Annotated in this window: 16 protein-coding genes and 1 other annotated feature; of the genes, 14 read left to right on the forward strand and 2 right to left on the reverse strand. The window is 53.6% G+C overall.

Going from position 1 to position 19328, the window contains the following annotated elements:
* Positions 1–591: 591 nt before the first annotated feature.
* The 11 genes from PG722_RS02390 (at position 592) to PG722_RS02440 (ending at position 13572) form a co-directional block, all read left to right on the forward strand.
* Complete coding sequence (locus PG722_RS02390; protein ID WP_158574620.1) at positions 592–1512, forward strand: FUSC family protein; 921 nt, start codon at positions 592–594, stop codon at positions 1510–1512.
* A gap of 765 nt (positions 1513–2277) precedes the next feature.
* A complete protein-coding gene (gene cysS, locus PG722_RS02395) occupies positions 2278–3693 on the forward strand; it encodes a cysteine--tRNA ligase (RefSeq protein ID WP_118645840.1) in 1416 nt (471 codons plus the stop codon).
* 342 nt (positions 3694–4035) lie between these two features.
* Positions 4036–5421 (forward strand): citrate/2-methylcitrate synthase, encoded by a 1386-nt coding sequence (locus tag PG722_RS02400; protein WP_270579547.1) that lies wholly within the window; start codon positions 4036–4038, stop codon positions 5419–5421.
* Between the two features lie 85 nt (positions 5422–5506).
* The gene (locus tag PG722_RS02405; protein WP_270579548.1) at positions 5507–5884 is read left to right on the forward strand and encodes a hypothetical protein; all 378 of its coding nucleotides are present in this window, start codon (positions 5507–5509) and stop codon (positions 5882–5884) included.
* Between the two features lie 62 nt (positions 5885–5946).
* Positions 5947–6114: a sequence feature (ribosomal protein L10 leader region), on the forward strand.
* A 10-nt stretch (positions 6115–6124) separates the two neighbouring features.
* Entirely contained in the window at positions 6125–6691 is a 567-nt protein-coding gene (rplJ, locus tag PG722_RS02410; RefSeq protein ID WP_110435457.1) for a 50S ribosomal protein L10, read from the forward strand.
* A 78-nt stretch (positions 6692–6769) separates the two neighbouring features.
* The gene (rplL, locus tag PG722_RS02415; protein WP_118360056.1) at positions 6770–7141 is read left to right on the forward strand and encodes a 50S ribosomal protein L7/L12; all 372 of its coding nucleotides are present in this window, start codon (positions 6770–6772) and stop codon (positions 7139–7141) included.
* Between the two features lie 166 nt (positions 7142–7307).
* Positions 7308–8642, forward strand: a complete 1335-nt coding sequence (gene rimO / locus PG722_RS02420) for a 30S ribosomal protein S12 methylthiotransferase RimO (protein WP_117751026.1) — start codon at positions 7308–7310, stop codon at positions 8640–8642.
* Between the two features lie 6 nt (positions 8643–8648).
* A complete protein-coding gene (gene pgsA, locus PG722_RS02425) occupies positions 8649–9308 on the forward strand; it encodes a CDP-diacylglycerol--glycerol-3-phosphate 3-phosphatidyltransferase (RefSeq protein WP_270579549.1) in 660 nt (219 codons plus the stop codon).
* A 215-nt stretch (positions 9309–9523) separates the two neighbouring features.
* Positions 9524–10417: a TIM barrel protein gene (locus tag PG722_RS02430; protein ID WP_270579550.1), complete on the forward strand. Its 894-nt coding sequence runs from the start codon at positions 9524–9526 to the stop codon at positions 10415–10417.
* A 200-nt stretch (positions 10418–10617) separates the two neighbouring features.
* Positions 10618–11634, forward strand: a complete 1017-nt coding sequence (locus PG722_RS02435) for a sugar ABC transporter substrate-binding protein (protein ID WP_270579551.1) — start codon at positions 10618–10620, stop codon at positions 11632–11634.
* A gap of 342 nt (positions 11635–11976) precedes the next feature.
* Positions 11977–13572: a solute:sodium symporter family transporter gene (locus PG722_RS02440; RefSeq protein ID WP_270579552.1), complete on the forward strand. Its 1596-nt coding sequence runs from the start codon at positions 11977–11979 to the stop codon at positions 13570–13572.
* 274 nt (positions 13573–13846) lie between these two features.
* Here the strand turns inward: PG722_RS02440 and PG722_RS02445 are convergent, their stop codons facing one another.
* The gene (locus PG722_RS02445) at positions 13847–14698 is read right to left on the reverse strand and encodes an AraC family transcriptional regulator (RefSeq protein ID WP_270579553.1); all 852 of its coding nucleotides are present in this window, start codon (positions 14696–14698) and stop codon (positions 13847–13849) included.
* Between the two features lie 113 nt (positions 14699–14811).
* Positions 14812–15990, reverse strand: coding sequence for an iron-containing alcohol dehydrogenase (locus PG722_RS02450; protein ID WP_119214608.1), 1179 nt, complete (start codon positions 15988–15990; stop codon positions 14812–14814).
* Between the two features lie 120 nt (positions 15991–16110).
* On the opposite strand from PG722_RS02450, the gene PG722_RS02455 reads away from it, so the two are divergent.
* The 3 genes from PG722_RS02455 (at position 16111) to nifU (ending at position 19130) form a co-directional block, all read left to right on the forward strand.
* On the forward strand, positions 16111–17106 hold the full coding sequence (locus PG722_RS02455; RefSeq protein ID WP_118728768.1) for a putative ABC transporter permease: 996 nt from the start codon (positions 16111–16113) through the stop codon (positions 17104–17106).
* Between the two features lie 230 nt (positions 17107–17336).
* The gene (locus tag PG722_RS02460) at positions 17337–18578 is read left to right on the forward strand and encodes a cysteine desulfurase family protein (protein ID WP_118645852.1); all 1242 of its coding nucleotides are present in this window, start codon (positions 17337–17339) and stop codon (positions 18576–18578) included.
* 117 nt (positions 18579–18695) lie between these two features.
* On the forward strand, positions 18696–19130 hold the full coding sequence (nifU, locus tag PG722_RS02465) for a Fe-S cluster assembly scaffold protein NifU (RefSeq protein ID WP_118477998.1): 435 nt from the start codon (positions 18696–18698) through the stop codon (positions 19128–19130).
* The last annotated feature ends 198 nt before the right edge of the window (positions 19131–19328 follow it).

Raw genomic sequence — 19328 nt, forward strand, 5'->3', positions numbered from 1 at the left:
TTTATCATATAATAGTATAGGGAAATGCCATAAAAGTCAAGGTGATACGCAGATTCTGCTCGCAAAAAGCAGGGAAATTCGAGGGGAGGATGCTCGATTTGGAGGATTTGCCAGCTTTGTTATGTAAAACGTACAAGCTGAAATGGTTTGATTTGTACACTTCGCAAACGGACACTGTTAAATATGCACAAAAAGATGGTGCATCGATTGGTGAAGGTTCATAAAATATAGCTCTTGTAACAGAGGCGGTTATCGTGTATTATAATACCTGTGATCAGGAAATGATCCAAACACAAAAACGTAATTTAGTCATTAACTTTTAAGGAGTTGTATATATCATGATGAAGGGTTTCTTTAATGGTCTGGTAAGCGCACGCATGATGGAGCTGGATAACGGTCGTTCTTTCTCTAAGGCTCGCAAGGCAGAGCGCACTGCTAAGTAAGCGGTAATCAAACCGAATTTATAAAGGCTTCCCGGAACAGATGGCCGGGAAGCCTTTTTCTTTGTGTGACAGGATTGTGTTGGCTTTTACCGATAGAATGTGGTACACTTAAAAACATACGGTATTCAGGGGTAAAGGGGATAGGACGTTGCAGTTTATCAAACGGTTTCGGGTAGGTCAGCGCGCCATCAAGACTGCGGTATCGGTCGGTCTGGCGCTTGCACTGGCGATGGTGCTGGGTTCCAGCCTGCCTATTTTTGCAGCCATCGGTGCGATCTCGGTGATGAGCCGGACATGGGTGGATTCACTTAAGGAGAGCCTCAATCAGATAGCGGGTACATTTCTCGGCTATCTGATTGCATGTGTGTTTGTTACCGTGCTGCCCAATCCAACGTTTTTCGTGTGGATGGCGCTCGGCGTGCTGTGTGTGATCTCGCTGTGTATCGGTCTCAAGCTGAATTTTGCGATTCCGCTGGCGAGCATCGTGTTTGCGGATGTGTGCCTGTATACCGGCGGAGATTCAATCGTGTATGGCTTCCACCGCTTCACGGATACGCTGGTCGGTCTGGTGGTGGCGCTGCTCGTCAATGTGGTGATTCGGCCGTATAACAACCGCCAGAAGATCATCAATACGATGGATGAGATTCAGAAAATGTTTCTGCCGCTGCTGCAGTCGCGTGTGCTCGAGCATCGTTATCCGGATCTGACGCCGCTGACTGAGAAAATGACCTCGCTTGCGTCCGAGCTGCGTATTTTCGAGAAGCAGCCGGTAGCGCTGTGGCAGCATGCCGTGCGTGTTGCCGCCCGACGGCAGGAGGCCGCCTATCTGCGCGGCTGCGAGCAGCTGCTTGCCAAAATGTGCGGTGAGCTGGCGGCGCTGTGCAATATGGACTCCAATCCGGCACCCGGAGAGGAGAGTATAGAGCGATTGGAGGCACATGGTCTTACCGCGCCGGAAAACCTTAAGGATTACTGCCGGTGCTCGCCGGTGGATGCACAGGTTATGGATTTTCATATCGGCAATCTGCTCGATGCGTATGATTTTCTGACTGCGTTTCATCATGTGTAAAAATATACCGCAGGTGCACGAACTGTTAAAATCGTGCACGCTGCGGTGTTTTTATAGTCATACAGCGCATAGACAAAATACGCCTTAATCTGCTATACTGTTGTTTAAGGATATATACACGCTGTTTTTGTATGGCGGTCAGCCCTTTCTTTCCCCGCGGTCTGCGGTGGAAAGGAGGTGGGCGCAGATGAAGAAGAAAGCACTTCAGCTTTTTATTTGTGCGGTCATTGTACTGTACATTTTCTTCGTAAAAGCGCGATGACCGCTCGGCTGGTCCCCGAACGGTCATTAGCATAAAACTTTTGATTCGATAAAGGGCTGACTGCATAGACAGCGTCCCTGTATATCCATAGTATACCGCGGAAAGCGCTGTTCGTCAAGATGGTGCTCTCTGCGGTGTATTTAATTTTGCGGAAAGCTGTGGTCTGCACCGGTCGGCTTGACTTCTCCTCACAAAATGGTTATAATAAAATCATTATAATCGTTATTTATGCGATGACGCAGGAAAAGTAACCGGCTCGCCTTGCGCGAAAGAGAGAAGCTCCTCGGCTGAAAGGGCTTTGCGCGGGAAACGGTGAAGTGCGCCTGCTGAGCAACAGGGTCAAACGCCCTGCGGGAAGTGCCCGTTACCGCACTGCACGAGCGAAAAATCGGAGTGGAACCGCGTTTGTACGCCTCCCGAGGGAAGAATATCCCTTGGGAGGCTTTTTTATTCCCGAAACTCCGCATAGCTTTCCTGAAAACCATCAAAAGGAGATAAAAATCATGAAACTCTACAACACGCTGACCCGTCAGAAGGAGGAATTCGTTCCGATCACGCCGGGCGAGGTAAAGATGTATTCCTGCGGTCCGACGGTATACAACTATTTCCATGTCGGCAACGCACGTCCGTTCATCATTTTCGATCTGCTGCGCCGTTACTTCGAGTACCGCGGCTACAAGGTTGAGTTCGTTCAGAACTTCACCGACATTGACGACAAGGTAATCAACAAGGCGAACGAGGAAGGCGTGGACTTCAACACCATCGCTGAGCGTTATATTAAGGAATATTTCGTTGATGCACAGGGTCTGGGCGTCAAGAAGGCGACCGTGCACCCGCGTGCGACCGAGACCATGGACGCTATTATTGATATTGTTGAGCGCCTGATCGAGAACGGTCACGCTTACGTTGCTGAGAACGGCGACGTATACTTCCGCACCAAGTCCTTCCCTGAGTATGGCAAGCTGTGCCACCAGCCGATGGAGGAGCTGCAGGCCGGTGCCCGCATCTCGGTCGGCGAGGTAAAGGAAGATCCGATGGACTTCGCGGTCTGGAAGGCTGCAAAGCCGGGTGAGCCGGCTTGGGATACGCCGTGGGGCAGCAAGGGCCGTCCGGGCTGGCATATTGAGTGCTCGGCTATGGCGAACAAGTACCTCGGCAAGACCATCGACATCCATTCCGGCGGTCTTGATCTGATTTTCCCGCATCACGAGAACGAGATCGCACAGTCCGAGTGTGCAAACGGCTGCACCTTTGCGCATTATTGGCTGCACAACGGCTTCCTGACCATCGACAATGAGAAAATGTCCAAGTCCAAGGGCAACTTCTTCATGGTCCGCGACGCAGCAAAGCAGTTCGGCTATGAGACCATCCGCATGTTCATGCTGAGCGCGCACTACCGCACTCCGCTTAACTACTCCGCTGAGTCGCTTGAGATGAACAAGGCCTCCCTTGCCCGTCTGTACGAGGCCCGCAATAATATGGAGTTCCGCATCGAGAAGGCATCCGGCGACACCATGACCGCCGAGGAGACCGAGAAGCTGGAGGCTCTGAAGGGCTACAAGCAGAAGTTCATCGACGCAATGGATGACGACCTGAACACCGCAGACGCACTGTCCGCCATCTTCGAGTTGACCCGTGAGATCAACGCGTACAACGGCTCTCATCAGGATGCCACCAAGGCATTCCTGACCGCAGCGCATGATCTGTTCATGGAACTGACCGGTGTACTCAATCTGGTGCAGAACCGTGACGATGCGGTTGATCCGGACGCAGAGAAGATCGAGGAGCTGATCGCACAGCGCGCCGCAGCTAAGAAGGAGAAGAACTTCGCTGAGGCAGACCGTATCCGCGGTGTGCTGGCTGATATGGGCGTTACCATTAAGGATACCCGTCAGGGCACGCAGTGGAGCCGCAATTAAATCGCAAATCCTGACTATTTGATAGAGAAAGTCCTCTGTTCGTGTGTGGATAGAGGACTTTTTGCGTGTTTCCGCACTGGCAGAGCATCTTGCTGACGCAGCCCGCGTGTGCCGGTCAACCGGTGCTAAGGCAACACTGCAGGCGACTTTTTCGCTTCAAATTGATAAAATCTTTGCACGCTGCAAATAAAAATCTTGCGTGATATCAGGATGAACAAGCGGAAAACCTGCAAAAAAGCGGTTTTTGTCGGTTTATACAAGTGTCGTTGATTGACATTTTTGCAGGATTGCGGTACAATATATTCATTATCTAATTTATTGGGACGGAAAGGAGAAGGCGGAATGACGATTCAGCCTGATTATGTAAAGGAAGAACTTTTGCATGAACTGAGTGAGAGCTTTCGTATGCACAACCAGCTCCCACCCGATCTGTTTACGCGCTACCGCATCAAGCGCGGCTTGCGTAACGCGGACGGTACCGGTGTTCTGGTCGGTGCTTCTCATCTGGGCAATGTACACGGTTATATCGTCAACGAGGGCGAGCGTGAGCCGATCGAAGGCCGCCTGACCTATCGCGGATATAATGTATATGACCTGATTCACGGTCTGGAGCAAGAAAACCGCTTCGGCTTTGAGGAAATCGGTTATCTGCTCATGTGCGGCAAGCTGCCGAGCCGCCGTCAGCTGGCGGAATTTCAGCATACCATTGGTCTGGAGCGTGCCCTGCCGGACAACTTCACCGAGGATATGATCATGCGTGCGCCGAGCCGCGACATCATGAACAAGCTGGCAAGCGCAACGCTGGCACTGTATTCTTATGATACGAATCCGGATGAAACCACGGTCGAGAACATTATGCGTCAGGGCATCAGCCTGATGGCCAAGTTCCCGGTTATCATTTCGCATGCGTATCAGGCAAAACGCCGCTACTTTGATAATGATTCCATGTTCCTGCATGTGCCGGATCCGAACCGTTCGACTGCAGAGAATATTCTGCACCTCATCCGTCCGACCGGCGAATTCAACGATGACGAGGCTAAGCTGCTCGACCGCTGTCTGATCCTGCACGCCGAGCATGGCGGCGGTAACAACTCGTCTTTCACCGTGCGTGTTACTTCTTCGTCCGGTACGGATACCTATTCGGCGATCGCGGCTGCGGTTTCCTCGCTGAAGGGCCCGCGCCACGGCGGTGCAAACCTGCGCGTCGTCAAGCAGTTTGAGGAGATGAAGGAGAATATCCACAACTGGAAGGACGAGACCGAGGTCGGCAATTATCTGCGCAAGATTCTGAATAAGGAAGCAGGCGACGGCTCCGGCCTGATCTACGGCATGGGTCATGCAATTTACACCTTGAGCGACCCGCGTGCCGTTGCACTGAAAAAGGCTGCTCGTCCGCTGGCGGAAAAGACCGGCTATTCGGACGAGATGGACCTGATCGAGCTGGTAGAAAAGCTGACGCCGGGTGTCTTTGCCGAAATCAAGGGCAGCGACAAGCCGATGTGCGCAAACGTTGATATGTACTCCGGCTTTGTTTACAAAATGCTCGGACTGCCCAAGTCGCTGTATACGCCGCTGTTCGCTACTGCGCGTATCGTCGGCTGGATGGCACACCGCCTTGAGGAAGTTACCACCGGCGGTAAGATCATCCGTCCGGCGTATAAGCCTGTTGCGAAGAATATCGAGTACGTTAATATTGATGAGCGGAATGACGGTCCGATCAACGACTGATTTTTAATTAGTAATCAGTCGTTAGTAATTGGAGTGGAGGGTATAGTGCTCTCCGCTCTATTTATATTGTGCAGAGGATAATTATATGGGAATGCTCAGCTTAGCAGATATCCTATTAACAGATGCGCAGGTATCTTATAAAGAAAACCGTATCATCCTATATTTCAAGTCGGATGCGGAAGTGAATCCGATATTCAAGGAGCACGTCAGATCGCTGTATGCCAAATTCGTTAAACAGGAAAGCGTTTCGGTGACTATCGGGGAACATTCCTTTGAATCTCATATTATTTCACTGGCCAGTGCTGCGTCTCCGGAGGAATATGTATCGGACGATCCCGTTGAACGGCTTATGTGCGGCGATGAATTTACCCTTACAGTCGAAAACGATGGCAGTATCCCTGCTGATGCTGCGGAACAGGGAACAGCGAAAGCCGGTTTCACACCGCTAATCCTAAAGAACTGATATTTGATAAATTTTTTTTTTTTTTTTTTGAAAAAAGTGTTGACAACCCGCTCTATATGCGTTATACTAAATGAGCTTGGTCAAAGACAGCTGGCGCCGCAAGGCTTAAATGGCGATTTGTTCGCCGCCCGCCGAGGTCAACACAGACATGTTTATTATCATATTTGATTATGTTTTCTGTGTACCCTCCCTGTGTCTTTGCACCGGGAGGGTACTTTTATTTTACAGGAGGTGAAAATGATGCCGAACGCAAAGATTCTGGAAGAGAAGAAGGCTCTGGTCGCTTCCCTGGTAGAGAAGATCAAGAATTCTCCGGCAGGTGTACTGGTCGACTACAAGGGCATCAACGTAGAGGATGATACCAAGCTCCGCAAGCAGCTCCGTGAAGCTGGCGTTGAGTATGCTGTCATCAAGAACACTCTGATCCGCTTTGCAGCTAAGGAACTGGGTTTTGACGAGCTGGATGCGTGCCTGCACGGTACCACCGCTCTGGCAATCTCCACCACCGACGACGTTGTCGCTCCGGCGAAGATCCTGGCTGACTTTGCTAAGACCCACGAGAACTTCACCCTGAAGGCTGGTTACCTGGAAGGTAAGGCCATCGGTGAGGACGAGGTCAAGAAGCTGGCTGCTATGCCGAGCAAGGAAACCCTTATCGCTCAGGTACTGTACAGCTTCAACTACCCCATTATGCAGCTCGCTATTGCTTGCGATGCTATCGTTAAGAAGGCAGAGGGCAATGAGGAAATGAAGGTTGCTGAACTGGTAGCCCCGAAGGAAGCTGCAGCAGAAGAAGCTGCTGAGTAATTTCCCCGCACTGACTGATTTATTCGGTCAGGAACACATTTTAACTTAAAAATTATCTAAAATTGGAGGTTTAATCCCATGACTATCGCTGAGATTATGGAAGCTGTAAAAGAGCTCAAGGTTATGGAGCTCTCTGAGCTGGTAAAGGCTCTCGAGGAAGAATTTGGCGTATCCGCTACGCCGGTAGCTGTTGCAGGTGCTGTAGCAGGCGGCGACGGCGCAGCTGCTGCTGACGCTAAGACCGACTTCGACGTAGTTCTGGTTGACGCTGGCTCTTCCAAGATCAACGTTATCAAGGCTGTTCGCGAGATCACCGGCCTGGGCCTGAAGGAAGCTAAGGAGAAGGTTGACTCCGCTCCGCAGACCATCAAGGAGGCTGCTCCGGAGGCTGAGGCTAACGAGATCAAGGAGAAGCTCGAGGCTGCTGGCGCTAAGGTTGAGCTGAAGTAAGGTTTCCTTACCGAACCAACTGCTTGCAATCAAGCAATTCCAAAGACGCAGAGCGTTTGCTCTGCGTCTTTTTCTATGCCAAATTTTCCGTCAGTCAGTGGTGACAAACCTGAAATTGTGCGGTATAATAAAATAGAATAATAATGTGGACAAGAAGGAGAATCTCATGCCGAAATTAGGACTTATTTCGCTCGGCTGCGCGAAAAACCTCGTGGACAGCGAGCACATGCTGGCCCGGCTGCGGGACGCAGGCTGGGAGATCACCGAGGATATGACCGAAGCAGACGTTGGCGTTGTCAACACCTGCGGCTTCATCGAAGCCGCTAAGACTGAGGCCATCGAAACCATTCTGGAGACCGCCCAGAACAAGCAGACCGGCAATATGAAGGGTCTGGTCGTGACCGGCTGTCTGGTGCAGCGCTATGCTGACGAGATGCGCGCTGAGCTGCCCGAGATCGACGTATTCTGCGGAACGGGCAGCTATGATGACATTGTGGACGCGGCCAATGCGGCGCTCAAGGGGCAGCAGGCGGCGTACATGGCCGATATGACCTCTGCTGCACTCGACGGCAGCCGTGACCGCCTGACACCCTCGTACACCGCATACTTTAAGATTGCGGAGGGCTGCTCGAACACCTGCGCGTACTGTATCATCCCCAAGCTGCGCGGACGTTACCGCAGCCGTGAGATGGCATCGCTGCTCGAGGAAGCGCGTGCACTCTCTGACGCAGGCGTTAAGGAGCTCATCGTTATTGCGCAGGATATCACCAAGTACGGTATGGACCTGCCCGAGCACAAGCGTCTGCTGCCCGAGCTGCTGCGCGAGCTGTGCAAGATGGACTTTACCTGGATTCGTCTGCACTATCTCTATCCCGACCAGATTACGGACGAGCTGATCGACGTGATTGCGGATGAGCCGAAAATCGTAAAGTATCTGGATATTCCGCTGCAGCATGTCTCTAAGCGCATTCTGCGTGCCATGCACCGTCCGGGTGACGGCGCGGAATTTACCAGGCTGATCGAGAATATGCGCGAGCGTATTCCGGGTCTTGTACTGCGTACAAGCCTGATCGTCGGTCTGCCGGGCGAGACCGAGGACGAGTTTGCCGAGCTGTGTGAGTTCCTGCAGAATGTCGGCATTGAGCGTGTCGGTGTGTTCGAGTATTCGCCGGAGGAAGGCACGGAGGCCGCAGAGCTGCCCGACCAGATCGACGACGAGACCAAGCAGAACCGCCGTCTGATCGTCGAAGAGCTGCAGTCCGGTGTGCTCGACGACTACAATACCTCCCGCCACGGTGAGGTCATGCAGGTGCTCTGCGAGGGCTTTGACGAGGAGCAGGGCCTGTGGTATGGTCGTACCTACGCGGATTCGGTCGAGGTAGACGGCCACGTCTACTTTGACGCGGCGGATAACGAACCGGCGGAAGGCGAGTTCGTGTCCGTTCTCATCACCGAAAGCCTTGGACCCGACCTACTCGGTGTCCGTCAGAAGGAGGCATAATTTCCTATGACAACCGCAAATAAAATCACGCTGACCCGCATTGCGATGATTCCGTTTTTCATCTATTTTGCGGCGCAGCCCATGCTGATCATCGATGAGACCCGGTATCTCGCCGCGTTCCCGACCAGCACGGTCATCGCGCTCGTGCTGTTCTGCGTGGCATCGTTCACGGATTTTCTGGACGGCTATGTAGCACGAAAGTACAATCAGGTGACGGATTTCGGCAAGTTCGTTGATCCGCTGGCCGATAAGCTGCTGGTATCGTCTGCGCTCATCCTGTTCGTAGAGCAGAAGGCGATGGCAGGCTGGATGGTCTGCGTTATCCTCGCGCGTGAGCTGATTATTACGTCTCTGCGCGTGGTTGCAGCCAATAAGGGCGTTGTTATGGCTGCAACGTGGACGGGCAAGGTCAAAACCTGTGTGCAGATTGGCGGCATCATCGTCATTTATCTGTATTATATCATCATGGGTGCGCTGGCAAACGGTATCGCCTTCGCGGACGGCGATGGTGTTACCGCTGTTATGTTCATCCCTCATGCGGATGGTATGCCGCTGCTGCTGACCATCGTCGGCTGGGTGGTAACGCTGGTTACCATTTACTCCGGCTATGATTATCTCAAGAAGAACTGGGATCTCATCAAGGACGGCGCGGTAAAGGCAAAGTAAAACCGCATACTGTTTCAGCCTCAGAGGTGCACTTCGGTGCACCTCTTTTTTATTATTTCCTCTGGTGCGGGAACAGGATAGTGGGTTGACGTTAAGTAAGTTGCCCGTTTACATCAATTAAAACATAATGCCGAAACGGTCTCCGGCGGGAGTGATTCCGCCGAGGCCGGAAAGGCTGACAGTTTCCTGAATAATTTGACAGGGAGGATAAAATTATGGCTATCAAGATTGGTATTGCACCGGACTCCTGGGGTGTATGGTTCCCGGCAAGTGATCCGAACAATGCAAAGCAGCCCCAGTGGTGGCGCTGTCTGGACGAAATGAAGGTTGCCGGCTACGAGGGCTGCGAGATTGGTCCGTGGGGCTACATGCCGAACGACGATCCCAAGGTTCTCAAGAACGCTATGGACGCACGCGGTCTGACTCTGGTAGGCGCTACCGAGGGCGGCAACTTCCTTGATGACGCGGCTGTTGAAGGCATGCTCAAGGACATCGACGATATCTCCAAGCTGCTGAAGGCTTTCCCGAGCGCAAAGTATATCGTTCTGCTGCCTCCGATGTACACCAACCTCGCTACCGGCGAGCTGGAGATGAATCCGGAGCTGACCAACGAGGAGTGGGCAACCTACTGCAAAAACGTGCAGAAGTGCGCGGACCGCTGCGTAGCGAACGGCTTTATCGGTCTGTTCCACCCGCATGTTGACAGCCACGTTCAGACTGAGGAGCAGATTGAGCGCTTCCTGAACGACACGACCGTTGACCTGTGCTTCGACACCGGCCACCATGTGTACGGCGGCGGCGAGCCGATTTCCTTCTACAAGAAGTGGGCGAAGCGCATCCCGTACATCCATTTCAAGGACTGCGATCTGGCAATCAAGGCAAAGATGGACGAAAACAAGTGGTCTTTTGCCAAGGCTGTAACCGAGGATATCATGGTTGAGCCGGGCAAGGGCAGCATTGACTTCGCTGCAATGCATAAGGCACTCGACGAGTGCGGCTACGACGGCTGGTGCGTTGTTGAGCAGGACCTGTTCCCGGTAAAGTCCTTCGACGTACCGCTCGAGAAGGCGACCATCGGTCGTGAGAACCTCCGCAAGGCAGGCTTCTAATGAAATAGTAATCGCAATACCCATTTTACAATCGCATCTACACTATTCCCGTTTTCATTATTTTGTTATCCGGTCCCTCTTGAATTTCATCCAACAGAAAATCAAGAGGGACTGCTGATAAAGAGTACACGCAAGTGTGAAATACACAAGCGTAAAAGGGCGCTGAGAGAGCAGGGCCCGGAAAAGAAAGGAGAAAAATTATGAACAAGAAGAGAGTGTTAGCGATGTTGCTGGCAGGCGCGATGGCTTTGTCGATGACCGCATGCGGCGGCAATTCTGCCTCGACCGATGGCAGCAGTGATGACGGTGGCGCATCCGCTTCCGGCGGCAGCTACAAGGTCAGCGTTATCCTGAAGACCCTGGCGGCCGAGTACTGGCAGTATGTAAAGTCGGGCGCTGAGGACTATGCTTCCGAGCATTCGGATAAGGTTACGGTAGAGGTTAAGGGTCCAAGCTCTGAGACCGCTTTCGATGAAATGCAGAACATGATCGAGACCGACCTCAGCTCCGGCAGCTATGACGGCGTTATTATCTCTCCGCTGCAGTCGGATACCGCGGCGCAGCTCGTCAGCGGCACCAAGCTGCCGATTGTTGCTATCGACACCAACTTCACGGCACCGGAGGTTAAGTCCTTCGTAGGTACCGGTAACGAAGCTGCTGCCAAGAAGGGCGGCGAGGCTGCTGTAGAGGCTGCCAAGGCTGCCGGCTGGACCGATATCAAGTGCATTGAGATCGCAGGCGTACAGGGCGACCAGACCAACACCGCTCGCATGAACGGCTACAAGGCTGGCGTTGAAGAAGCAGGCGGCACCTTCCTGAGCGACGAAGTACAGTACGCAGACGCAACTGCTGACCGCGCTACCACCGCTATGGAAGCTATCATGCAGACACATCCGGAAGGCATCGCAATCATTTGCGCAAACAACGACGATATGGCTATGGCAGCAGCCCGTGCAGCGCAGGGCCATGACGCATACAAGAACACCATCTTCCTCGGCTTCAATGGTGACCGCGCTGCTTGTGAAGCAATCCTGGCCGGCCAGATGACGATGTCTGTCGCCCAGATGGCTTACGAGATGGGCTACAAGGCTGTTGAGACCATGGTTCAGGTTCTGGACGGCGAGACCGTTGACGAGTTCGTTGACTCCGGTTCTGACGTAGTTACCCCGGACAACGCGCAGGAGCGTCTGGATACCCTGAAGACGCAGCTCCACTAAGAAAACTGCATTTCGCACAAACGCAGATTGTGCGATAATGTTCATGCGTAAGATCCTCTCTCCGGATCGGCAGGAAAACGCTCCAACGTTCTGCCAATCCGTTATGGACAAACGCAAATTTCAAAGATCCTTTCTCTCATTCTATTTCTCTGTATGGTGGTGCCCCCTGATCCTGCCCAAGCAGGATTAGGGGGCATTGCTATGGAATGAAGTTGGATGAGATAGACAAAATTGGCAATTCCGTACAGGTTATCCTGCAGGCTGCAGAGAAAAAGAGGGACACGCTGCTGCAAACACCCGTGGCAGCGTATTTACACAGCAAACAAGAGGGGTTTCAAGAAAATGGTATTTACACTGGGTTCATTTGTGCTTGTCACCGTAGCGGTGGCATTCGTAAGCTGGCTTAAAACCAAGGGAACGGACGAGACCAGCAAAGACGGTTACTTCCTTGGAGCCCGAAGCCTGAGCGGTCTGGTTATCTTTGGTTCTCTGATGATGACCAACCTGTCTGCGGAGCAGCTGGTAGGCCGCAACGGTCAGGGCTATGCAGCCGGCATGACTGCAATGGGATGGGAGACCATGTGCCCGATCGCATTGACGCTGATGGCACTGTTCTTCATCCCGAAGTATTTCAAGCTCGGCATTTCCACTATCCCGGAATTTCTGGAAAGCCGCTTTGACCGCGCAACCCGCGTCATTGTATCGTTCATTTTCCTTGTCGCTTATATTGTAACCATGCTGCCGCTGGTGCTGTACGCAGGCTCGGTAGCGATGGAGCGTATCTTCGGCATTACCGCACTGATGGGCGGCAACCGTTTCATGGCAACCACCGTAATGTGCGTTGCACTCGGCATAATCGGCGGTATCTATGCAATCTTCGGCGGCCTGAAGGCCGTAGCCGTATCGGACTCTCTGAACGGCATCATCTTTATCATCGGCGCGGTCATCCTGATCCCGGTTCTGGCATTTATCGCACTGGGCGACGGCAGCATCGCAGAAGGCATCCGCATTTTCGCTACATCCTCTCCGGAGCACCTGAATGCGATCCAGCCTGCTGACGCACAGCCGCCGTACATTCCGTGGCCGATGATCGTACTTGGCTGTGGTATCAACCACATCTCTTACTGGTGCACCAACCAGTCCATCATGCAGCGCGTACTCGGCGCTAAGAACCTGAAGGAAGCACAGAAGGGCTCTCTGCTGACCGGTCTTACCTGCGTATTCTGCCCGATCTTTCTGGTAGCGCCCGGCGTTATCCAGTTCATCCGTGACGGCGGCGTACTGACCGACTTCGATATGGCGTACCCGTCTCTGATCAAGGACATCCTGCCGACTCCGGTACTGGGCTTCTTTGCAGCAGTCATGTTCGGTGCGATCCTGTCCTCCTTTAACTCGGTACTGAACAGCTCCATGACGCTGTTCACTCTGGACATCCTTCCGGTTATCTCCAAGAAGAAGCGCACGGACGCGCAGCTGATCACCATTGCAAAGCGTTTCGGCATCGTGCTGTGTCTGGCATCCATTATTATCGCACCGTTCCTGCTGTATCTGCCGGCCGGCATCAGCACCTTCCTCAATCAGATGTGGGGCTACTACGGCGTTCCGGTTCTGGCCATCGTTGTTATGGGTATTCTGGCTCCGCGCATGCCGAGCTTCGCACCGAAGGCTGCCATCATTGTCCATATCGTATGCTATGGCCTGATGATGAACCTTCTGCCGTTCCACTTCCTGTACTTTGAAGTAGGCGCATTCGTAATTGACCTGATTCTGATGGCGATTCTGACCAAGGCTGCACCGCGCAAGGAAGCATATGTACTGCCTGACCTTGAGGTTGTTGATATGACCCCGTGGAAGTACCGCAAGCCGGTCATTGCAGTTACATTCATCCTGCTGGCAGGCATTTATGTGCTGTTCTCTCCTCTGGGTCTGGGCGGCTAAAGGCTTCGCCTCGATTGAAACCACGGTTTCAATCGAATTTCGACGAAAAACCGCGTCCTGCGGACACATTTTTTCGTCCCTTGTATAAAAAGGCAGGCGCTATCCTTGCGCGACTTCTCGGTCGCGCTGCGCGTACACGCCCCGCCTTTTTATGAATTTGCTTCGCAAATTCGATTGAATGCGTGCTGCTGCACGAAGCACATTGCGAACAGCCGGAATTACGATTTACAAGAAGAAAAGACAGACCGTTTTGCGGTCTGTCTTTTTTGTGCGTTTAGAAGGAAATTGACCGGAACGCCGTTGGTGAAATATCCGTCTCCTGCCGAAATGCCCGCGCAAAGTGCGATGCACTGTTGAAGCCGCAGTCCTCGGCAATCTGCTCAACGGTCAGGTCGCTGGACAGCAGCAGACGCTTGGACTGACGCAGACGGTATTGCAGCAGATACTCATGCGGCGTACAGCCGACGTATCGCTTGAAGCTGCGGATAAAGTGGGATTTGCTGATGCCGCACATCTCGGCAAGGTCGTTCAGCGAAATGTCATCGGCAAAATGACCGTGAATGTACGCCAGTGCCGGTGCAAGCAGCTCGCTGATGACGGTGGTTCGCACGGTCTGCGATGCCAGACCGCCCAGAATGCTGTGGACGGCAATGGAAATCTGGTGCTCGTTCATGGAGGCAAACTGCGTGCTCATGCCGTACTGCGCCGAGTGCACAACCGTGCGGAACTGGTCCTTGAGCGACAGCATCGGCTGCTTTTCGTGCACAAGGCCAAAGCGCTCGGTCAGATATTCGGTGTACTGCTTGCTGCTTGCACCGTTGAAGTGAAACCAGTAGAAGTCAACCTTGTCCGGACACCAGTAGCAGTGCGGCTTGCGGCAGTCGAACAGCGCTATTTCGCCCTCATGCGCCTCAGCGGTCATACCGTCTGTGCGGATGCAGAGCGAACCGCTGTTGATGTAGATCAGCAGGTATTGGTCAATGCTGTTTCGTTCGATCCGGTAATCTCTGTTACAGATGAACTGACCGAACTGCGGGCAGTAATACAGCGCGCTTTTCGCAAATTCGGACGGCAGTGAGAAGTCCATGAAGGATGGGGTCAGTACGCCGGTATCTACAATTTGCATAAAATCCCTGCTTTCATTTGTTCTCGATAGCGATGAGATACAGGGGGCGGCTGCTGCACAGCCTTCCCTTCGCAGCTGTTACGCTTATTGCGCTGCCTTTGTCACAGGCGGTTTTACTCCGCCAGCTTATAAATCTCGATGATAGCCTGTTCATCAAGTGCGGAATAGCTCTTGACCGGACCCTTGACCGTGCGGACGGTATTCGCTGCCAGCTGTGCGTAATTTTCCGGCTTGATGCCCAGCTGCGTCAGATGCGTCGGCATGCCGATCTCCTCAAAGAAGCGCTTCATGGTCAGGATGCCTTCGCGCGCGGTGCGCTCGGGATGATGGAAATCCATCTCCACGCCAAATACGCGGTTCGCCAGCTGAGCAAAGCGCGGAAAATCGTTCTTCATTTCGTACAGCGCCCAGGCAGGGAACAGCACGGACAGACCGGCACCGTGTGCAATCTCATCGCGGAACGCGGACAGCTCATGCTCGAGCTTATGCACCGGGAACAGGCGCTTGCGGCCGCAGCCGGTGTAATCGTTATGTGAAACGCTGCCCGCCCACATCAGGGAAGCGCGGGCTTCGTAGTCGCGCGGATTAGCGATTGCCCGGCGGCCGGCATCGCGCACGGCAATGAGCAGACCCTCGGCAATGCGGTCGGTAATGTCGCTTTCGCCGCCTTCCGGCGTGAGGTAACGCTCGAGCGTGTGCATCATGATGTCCACAATGCCGCAGCCGGTCTGGAATTTGGACACGGTATAGGTGTTCTCCGGATCAAGGAAGCTGATGAGCGGACGGTTGGTCTCGCTCGTGATACCGCGCTTCTCCTTGGTCTCCTCGTTGGTGAGTACGCAGGAGTTGCTGCTTTCCGAGCCAGAGGCTGCCAGCGTCAGCACAGTGCCGACCGGCAGCGTGGTATCCGGCTTTGTGCCGGTGGATGCAAACTGCCACGGATCGGTTTTGGTGGCAACGCCCATGGCGATGGCCTTTGCCGAGTCGATTACCGAGCCGCCGCCGACTGCCAGTACAAAGTCGATGCCCTCTCGCTCTGCCAGTGCAATGCCCTTGCGGACAAGCGATACCTTCGGGTTCGGCGATACACCGCCCAGTTCAACAAAGGCAAGACCCGCCGCAAACAGGCTCTTTTCTACACGGTCCAGCAGACCGGTCGTGCGTGCGCTCGAGCCGCCGAAGTGCACTAAAATGCGGTGCACTCCCAGCTCTTTCAGACGCGGGCCGATCTGTTCCTCAATATCTTTACCAAATACAATCTCAGTCGTGGTGTGCAGATTAAAATTCAGCATTAGGCGTTCCTGCCCTTCCTATTAAAATAGTATGATTCTATTATATCGTTCCCCTTGCAAAAAGTCAAAAAATTCGATAAAATAGATAAATACGAAATCCGAATCGTGAGGAGTGAGAGCGTGTATTACAGTTATTCCGCCGCCCAGTGGCTGCTGGTTTTCTACCTGTACTGTATGCTCGGCTGGTGCTTTGAGTCCACCGTGGTCTCGGTAGGACAGCGCAGACTGGTCAACCGCGGCTTCCTGCGCGGCCCCATGCTGCCGATTTACGGCTTCGGCGCCGTGATCCTGCTGCATGTTTCTCTGCCGTTAAAGCAGCATCCGGTGTGGCTGTATCTGGCGAGCATGATCGCGGCGACCGTGTTTGAATACATCGTCGGCGTGGTGATGGAAAAGATATTCAAGGTAAAATACTGGGATTACTCCAAGCAGAGATTCCAGTTTCAGGGCTATGTCTGCCTGCGCTCGTCACTGTGCTGGGGCTTTCTCGGCCTGATCCTGACGAGCGTCATTCATCCGCCGATTGAAAAGCTGGTGCTCGGTCTGCCGTTTATCGGGTTGATTGTGATCGACGTTCTGTTTTCGGCGGCATTTATCAGCGATGTGATCGTATCCGTACGCAGCGCACTCGATCTTGCCAAGGTGCTCGAGGAACTCGACCGTCTGCGCGAGCAGGGAGCCGAGCTGCGACAGCAGCTGTCCGAGACTGCGCTTGTCGGTCTGACCAACCTGTCCTACCGTGTAGAGGAAGCGCACGGCGAATTCACTGAGAAGGTGGGCGAGGCGAAGGCACAGCTTGCCGAGCGTGTGGACGATGCCAGGGAGCAGCTTGCCGACGCGAAAGCGCAGCTCTCCGAGAAAATGGACGATGCGAAGGAACAGCTTGCCGCCGTGCATGAGATGCGCTCCGACGAGCGCAGGGCGCAGACCGAAGCTGCACGCGAGCAGCTGCAGACTAAGCTCGACGAGCTGCAGCGCCGCTTTGACGAGCGGGCAGCCGCACTCGGCCGCACCCGCAAAAGCCTGCTGCGCGGCAACCCGACCGCCCGCTCCGAGCGTTATACCGAGGTGCTCGAACGGCTGAAAAAGCGCCTCGATACGCACACGCACCGGTAAAACACAGCTAACCTCCTTATAAAACTACACAAAATGCACAAACTAATGCAAAATACAGCAGGATACGCGTGCTGTTTCGTCAGTTTTTCACTTGCTAAAATACCCGTTTCGGGTGTATATTAGTAGTACCCGCTGAACCTATCATTTTGCTCGGGTTTTCGCGCGTCGAAAACCGCCTGTTCAGCTTGTGTTTAAGACAACCTTTTTGGACAAAGAAAGGCAGATATACTATGGAAAAGAGATTTGTATATGCGGATAACGCGGCGACGACCCCGATGTCCGAAACTGCGTTCAACGCTATGAAGCCGTGGCTGACCGAGAACTACGGCAACCCGTCCTCTCTGTATCGCATCGGCCGTGCGGCAAAGGAAGCGCTCAACGATGCGCGTACCGTTGTCGGCAAGTGCCTGAACGCGGCAGAGCCGGTCAACGAGAAGAACGACTATGCACCGGGTGAGATTGTATTCACCGGCGGCGGCTCGCAGGCGGACAACCTTGCGATCCGCGGCTTTATGCACGGTCCGTCCTCCAAGGGCCGCAAGCACATCATCACCTCCAAGATCGAGCATCATGCAGTGCTTTACACCTGCGAGGCGCTTGAGAAGGAGGGCTACCGCGTTACCTATCTGAATGTGGATAAGGAAGGCCGTGTAGATCTTGAGCAGCTGAAAGCAGAGCTGTCCGAGGACACTGCACTGGTTTCCGTTATGGCGGCCAACAATGAGATCGGCACGATTCAGCCGATCAAGCAGATTGCTGAACTGGCGCATTCGGTTGGCGCAAAGTTCCACACCGACGCGGTTCAGGCTGTCGGCCATATGCACATCGACGTACAGGAGATGGGCATTGACATGCTGTCCCTGTCCGGTCATAAGTTCCGCGGTCCGCGCGGTACCGGCGTGCTGTATGTGAAGAAGGGCATCACTCTTGAGCCGCTGGTATACGGCGGCGGTCAGGAGCGCGGCCTGGTTTCCGGCACCGAGAACACCGCAGGCTTCATCGGTCTGGCAGCAGCGATGAAGGAGGCCGTTGAAGGTCTGGACGAGAAGATGGGATACGTTAAGAAGCTGACCGATAAGCTGGTTAAGGGCATTATGGAAAACATTCCGTACTCCCACTATACCGGCGATCCCGTAAACCGTCTGCCGGGCACCGCTTCGTTCGTCTTTGAGGCGATTGAGGGCGAGGGCCTGATCCTGCGACTGGATAACGCAGGTGTATGCGGCTCCACCGGTTCGGCATGCTCGACTGGTTCGCTCGATCCGTCTCACGTTCTGATGGCGATCGGTCTGCCGCACGAGATCGCGCATGGCTCTCTGCGCCTGACCTTGGGTGAACAGAACACCGAGGAGGACGTTGATTATATCATCGAGACGGTCACCGATGTTGTTAAGACCCTGCGCTCGATGAGCCCGGTTTGGGAGAACGGTCATCCTAACCTGACCGCTGCAACCGAGCTGCACGCACATTAAGATAAGCGGAAACGTATCCCGTAGGGCGCGACGACTCGGCGCGCCGGGGTTGTCACGCCCTACGATTGATTTTCCTGCAATATATTCATTTGATTGGACAAAAAGGAGATAGATTTTATGCAGTACAGTGAAAAGGTGCTCGACCACTTTACGCATCCGCGCAATGTTGGCGAGATTGAGGACGCAAACGGTGTCGGCGAGGTCGGCAACGCAAAGTGCGGCGATATTATGAAGATTTACCTCAAGGTGTCGGACGACGGCATCATCGAGGACGTTAAGTTCAAGACCTTCGGCTGCGGTGCAGCGATCGCAACCAGCTCGATGGCTACCGAGATGGTAAAGGGCAAGAGCCTGGAGGAAGCGCTCAAGCTGACCAACAAGGCCGTTGCTGAGGCTCTGGACGGTCTGCCGCCGGTAAAGATGCACTGCTCCGTGCTGGCAGAGGAAGCGCTGCGCTCTGCAATTTCCGACTATTACAAGCGTCTGGGCAAGGATCCGTCTGAGATTCTCGGCTGCGATGCAGACTGCGAGACCTGCCACAAGGCAGACTAACACGCATATTTCGCAGAAAATACGCATAACATTAGGGCAGATTGAGAAATCTGCCCTTTTGGTGTCTCAATAATTAAGAATGAATAATGGAGAATTGAGAATTAGCGCTATCCTTGCGCAGACTTCAGTCGCGCTGTGCTGGTATTGCGCTTTGCGCAATTATTCAAATAACCGCCTTTACAGGCGAACTCCTCCATT

This window comes from Butyricicoccus sp. OF27-2pH9A (assembly GCF_027693185.1).
GTDB classification, from domain to species: domain Bacteria; phylum Bacillota; class Clostridia; order Oscillospirales; family Butyricicoccaceae; genus Agathobaculum; species Agathobaculum butyriciproducens.